We start from the raw sequence: 4,487 nt of genomic DNA on the forward strand, positions 1-4,487 counted from the left end.
TCGACTGGGACGAGGTCGGCAAGCGCTTCGCTGATGCCCGCGCGGGCTACAACGGCCTGCGGCTGCCCACCGCCTGATCGGGAGTTCTTCCCAATTTCAGGGAAATTGGGACGCGGTTCGTGAGGAAGATTCGGAAATTGCTGGCCCGGCGCGCACCGCGCCGGGCCAGTGGTCGTTGTGCTTCCGTCACCGAACGTGGACCAGTCGGTATCACTTCTGCAAACGTCAGCCGGATGTGAATAACGGGATGGGTGACGACCGTTACTATCGGGCCGCGATGGCAGCCTGCCAGACCTCCCCCGCTGACCGGCCACTTAGGACCCTCTGATGTCGACCCACACCCCAGCACACCATCGACGAGACCGTCCGCCGCTGCGTCCGGCGTTGCTCGCGTTCCTCGCCGCGTTGGTCGTCACCGGCGGCGCCTGCGGGTGGGCCTCGGCGGTCGCGCCGGTCGGCAGCCAGCTGCTGGTCGCCTGGTACGGCGGGGTCCTGTCGTTGCTGCTGGCCATCGCCTCGTCCGTCGCGGTTCGCGGCGTCCAACTGGTCCGCCACTTGCGGTCCAACGCCGCCATGATCGACGCGGACATCGCCCGGCTCACCTACGACGTGCTGCCAACCGTGGCGCAGCGGGTGCGCGAGGGGACCACTGCCGACGCCGCGGTCGCCGAGGTGGCGCAGCCCTTCGACGCTTCTCACCGGCAGGTGATCCGGGCCGTCGCGCAGGAGCTCGGTACCGGTGAACGGATGCGCGCGGCGGCCATGGCCACCTGCGCCAACGCAGCCGGTCGCATGCAGGCGCTGTCGACCAGCATGCTCGCCGACCTCCGCGAGATGGAGGACCGGCACGACGAAGACGTGCTCGCGGATCTGCTGAGGCTCGACCACAGCACGGCGCAGGCCGGTCGGCTCGCGGACAGCATCGCGGTCCTCACCGGCGCCCGCTCCGGCCGCCGCTGGACCAAGCCGATCGTGATGGAGAGCATCCTGCGCGGCGCGATGGGTCGGATCAGCGCCTACCAGCGGATTCGGTCGCATTCGACCAGCACGGTGGCAATCGTCGGCTACGCCGCCGAAGGCGTCATGCACGTGTTGGCCGAACTGATGGACAACGCCGCCCGCTTCTCGCCCCCGGCCGAAGAAGTCCACGTCTACGTGGAGGAAGTCCACACCGGAGTCGTCGTCACCATCGAGGACAGCGGGCTGGTCATGAGCGCCGCCGCGCTGGCCCGCGCCGAGCGAGCGGTATCCACCGAACCCCTGGACCTGACCACCATGTCCGGTACCCGGCTCGGGCTCGCCGTGGTGGGTTGCCTGGCGCGCAAGCACGATCTGACCGTCTCGTTCCGGTCCTCCTCGCGCGGTGGTACCGGTGTGGTGGTCATGATCCCCCGGCAGCTGATCACGCAGCCCCGGCGGGAGATCACCCGTGTCCCGCGCATCGCGCCGGAGGCGCCAGCGGAGCCGGTCGAGGCGGAAACCTCCGCCCCCGTGCCGGATTCCGCGGACTCCGCGCCGGAATCCGACGACCAACCGAACGACCTGCCGAAGCGGCGACGTGGCCGAACGCTGGCCGCCTCGCGCTCGGCGGCCGCACCGAAGGCGCCCGAGCCGGATCGGCCGCGCCCGGACGCGGGCGCGCGGTTCGGCGCGTTCCGCAACGCCCGCCGCGACTCTTCGTCCACTGCGGACGACAGCACCCGATGACGGCCTTGCCGCCAGGACAACAGATTGGAGGCGCGGGCCGGTGCCGGTAATCCGGAAACCACCGCCCCACAGCTGCGATGACCACGACAACTCGCGACCTCGACTGGTTGCTGGACAACCTGCTGGAGCGGACGCCTGGTAGCCGACACGCCCTGGTGCTGTCCAAAGACGGGCTCAAGCTCTGCTACACGCCCGGCCTGACGGTGGACCAAGCGGACCAGCTGGCCGCCATCTCCTCCGGGATCCAGAGCCTGTCGTACGGGGCGTCGATCGAGTTCGGCGACGGCAGCGGCGGCGTGCGGCAGTCCATGACCGAGTTCTACGGCGGGGTGCTGTGCATCGTGGAAGCCGGGGTGGGCGCGCACCTCGCGGTGCTCGCCACCGATGACGCGGACGTCGGCATCATCGGGCACAACATGAACGAGCTGGTCGAGCAGATCGGCGACTACCTCAGCGCTCCGCCGAGGGCGGCCGACGACACCGCGGGACCGTCATGAGCAGCTTCGTCGGCAACGAAGATCCGGACCGGCTCTACATCGTCACCGGTGGCCGCAGTCGCGCGGGCGAGGACAAGTTCGACCTGGTGACGTTGATCGTGAGCGAATGCGATCCGACGCCGGGCATGCAGTCCGAGCACGCCAAGATCCTGCGGCTGTGCCGCGAACCGGTGGCGGTGGTGGAGCTGTCCTCGGAGCTGCGACTGCCGGTGAGCGTGGTGAAGATCCTGCTCGGCGACCTGCTCGACATGGGCAAGATCACCGCCCGCCACCCGTCCACACCCCGCACCGAAGCAGCACTGCCCGCCCCCGAATTCCTGAAGCAGGTGCTCGTTGGACTCCGCAACATCTGATCGGACGCCGCTGCGCGACACCGCCGCCGACGGTCTGAAGATCGTGATCGTCGGCGGGTTCGCCGTCGGCAAGACCACCATGGTGCGCGCGGTCAGTGAGATCCGGCCGCTGAGCACCGAAGAGACCATGACGCAGGCCGGGATCGGCATCGACGAGATCGGTGGCGTGGACGGCAAGTCGACCACCACGGTCGCCTTCGACTTCGGGCGCATCACGCTGGACGAACGCCTGGTGCTGTACCTGTTCGGCGCGCCTGGGCAGGAGCGGTTCTGGTTCGTGTGGGACCAGTTGTTCGCCGGGTCGCTGGGCGCCGTCGTGCTGGTGGACAGCCGTCGGCTGGCCGATTCGTGGTACGCCATCGATCGCCTCGAACACCACGAGATGCCGTTCATCGTGGCTCGCAACAACTTCGGCGAACCGCGGCACACCCTGGCGCAGGTGCGCGACGCGCTCGACCTGTCCGCCGACGTGCCGCTGGTCGACTGCGACGCCCGCGACCGGAACTCCAGCAAGGCGGTGCTGGTCGGGCTCGTCGAACATCTCTACGCCCTGTCGTCCGCCCGGGAGACCACGTCGTGACCAACCCGAACCAGTTTTCCGCAGCCTCGTACGACGACTCGCACGCCAACGCCACCACGATGTACGGTCCGCGGTTCCAGAACAACCCGGCCCAGGTTTACCGCGACATGCGGCGCGAGCACGGTCCTGTGGCGCCGGTGTTTCTCGAAGGAGGCGTACCCGCCTGGTGCGTGCTCGACTACCGCGAGGTCCACCACGTCACCAACCATCCCGAGCTGTTCGGCCGCGACTCGCGGCGCTGGAACGGCTGGCACGAGGTCGCGCACGACTGGTCGCTGCGGCCCTACGTCGAGTACCAGCCCGCGTTCGTCTTCACCGAGGGCGACGAGCACCGCGAACGCGGCGGGGCGATCAGCGATGCGCTGGCCGATGTGGACGAGTTCGAGCTGCGGTCGCAGGTCGAGCAGATCTGCGACGACCTGATCGACGGCTTCGCCGGACGCGGCGAAGCCGATCTGATCGCCGAGTACACCCACCAGATCCCGTTGTACGCGATGGCGAAGATCTACGGGCTGCCCGACGCGGAAGCGCCGACGCTGGTCCGGGACGTGGCCTTGTCCGGCGAGGAAGGCGAGGAAGCGGTTCGGGCGCACGGGCGGATCGTGGCCCGGATGCGGGAACTCTCGCGGGAGAAGCGCGAGAACCCCGGCCGGAACGTGCCTTCGTTCCTGCAGGCGCTGCCGCTCGGGCTCACCGACGAGCAGATCGCCGCCGATCTGTTCATCACGTTGGGGGCCGGTTATCTGACCACATCGGACTGGATGGGCAACACCATCCGGCTGATGCTCACCGACGAGCGGTTCGCGGTCACCCTGGCCGGTGGTCGGCGCAGCGTCGGCCAAGCCCTCAACGAGGTGCTGTGGGAGGACACCCCGACGCAGAACTTCGTCGGCCGCTGGGCGACCCAGGACACCCAGCTCGGCGGCAAGCGGATCCGCAAGGGCGATCTGCTGGTGCTCGGGCTGGCCGCGGCGAACACCGACCCGCAGGTGCGGCCGGACAGCTACGCCGGTGCGGCGGGCAACCAGGCGCACATGTCGTTCAGCCACGGTGAGCACGGATGTCCCTTCCCCGCACAGGAAATCGCCCGCGTCATCACCACGACCGGCATCGAGGTGCTGTTGGACCGGCTGCCGGACGTGGAGCTGGCGGTGGCCCCGGAAGCCCTCGTCTGGCGTCCGTCGGTGTGGATGCGCGGCCTGTCGGCGCTCCCGGTGAAGTTCACCTGGTACTGAACCTCGAAGTGGGGGGGGGGGGTTACCGGGGGGGGGGCCCGGCGGCCCCCACCCCCCGGGGGGGGGGGGGACGCGGGGGGGGGGGGGTGGGGGGCCCGGGGGCGCGCCGGGCGGG

At 69.5% G+C, this 4,487-nt stretch carries 5 protein-coding genes; all 5 read left to right on the top strand.

The features are described 5' to 3' along the window. The first annotated feature begins 327 nt into the window (after positions 1 to 327). Positions 328 to 1,707 carry an ATP-binding protein gene (locus tag MOQ72_RS43910; protein ID WP_242191995.1) on the top strand — a complete coding sequence of 460 codons (1,380 nt, stop codon included), beginning with the start codon at positions 328 to 330 and terminating at the stop codon, positions 1,705 to 1,707. 77 nt (positions 1,708 to 1,784) lie between these two features. Further along, positions 1,785 to 2,204 carry a roadblock/LC7 domain-containing protein gene (locus tag MOQ72_RS43915; RefSeq protein WP_242191996.1) on the top strand — a complete coding sequence of 140 codons (420 nt, stop codon included), beginning with the start codon at positions 1,785 to 1,787 and terminating at the stop codon, positions 2,202 to 2,204. Next, entirely contained in the window at positions 2,201 to 2,557 is a 357-nt protein-coding gene (locus MOQ72_RS43920) for a DUF742 domain-containing protein (RefSeq protein WP_242191997.1), read from the top strand. The genes MOQ72_RS43915 and MOQ72_RS43920 overlap by 4 nt, the downstream gene beginning before the upstream one ends. A 43-nt stretch (positions 2,558 to 2,600) precedes the next feature. Further along, a complete protein-coding gene (locus MOQ72_RS43925) occupies positions 2,601 to 3,137 on the top strand; it encodes a GTP-binding protein (RefSeq protein WP_242191998.1) in 537 nt (178 codons plus the stop codon). Positions 3,138 to 3,196: 59 nt separating this feature from the next. Further along, positions 3,197 to 4,372, top strand: a complete 1,176-nt coding sequence (locus MOQ72_RS43930; protein WP_242191999.1) for a cytochrome P450 — start codon at positions 3,197 to 3,199, stop codon at positions 4,370 to 4,372. The last annotated feature ends 115 nt before the right edge of the window (positions 4,373 to 4,487 follow it).

This window comes from Saccharopolyspora soli, assembly GCF_022678645.1.
In the GTDB taxonomy this organism is placed as follows: domain Bacteria; phylum Actinomycetota; class Actinomycetes; order Mycobacteriales; family Pseudonocardiaceae; genus Saccharopolyspora; species Saccharopolyspora soli.

What these genes read in the sequence shown, in the direction of transcription:
- MOQ72_RS43910 (WP_242191995.1), top strand. Translation starts at nt 328, where the DNA reads ATGTCGACCCACACCCCAGCACACCATCGACGAGACCGTCCGCCGCTG.
- MOQ72_RS43915 (WP_242191996.1), top strand. Translation starts at nt 1,785, where the DNA reads ATGACCACGACAACTCGCGACCTCGACTGGTTGCTGGACAACCTGCTG.
- MOQ72_RS43920 (WP_242191997.1), top strand. Translation starts at nt 2,201, where the DNA reads ATGAGCAGCTTCGTCGGCAACGAAGATCCGGACCGGCTCTACATCGTC.
- MOQ72_RS43930 (WP_242191999.1), top strand. Translation starts at nt 3,197, where the DNA reads ATGTACGGTCCGCGGTTCCAGAACAACCCGGCCCAGGTTTACCGCGAC.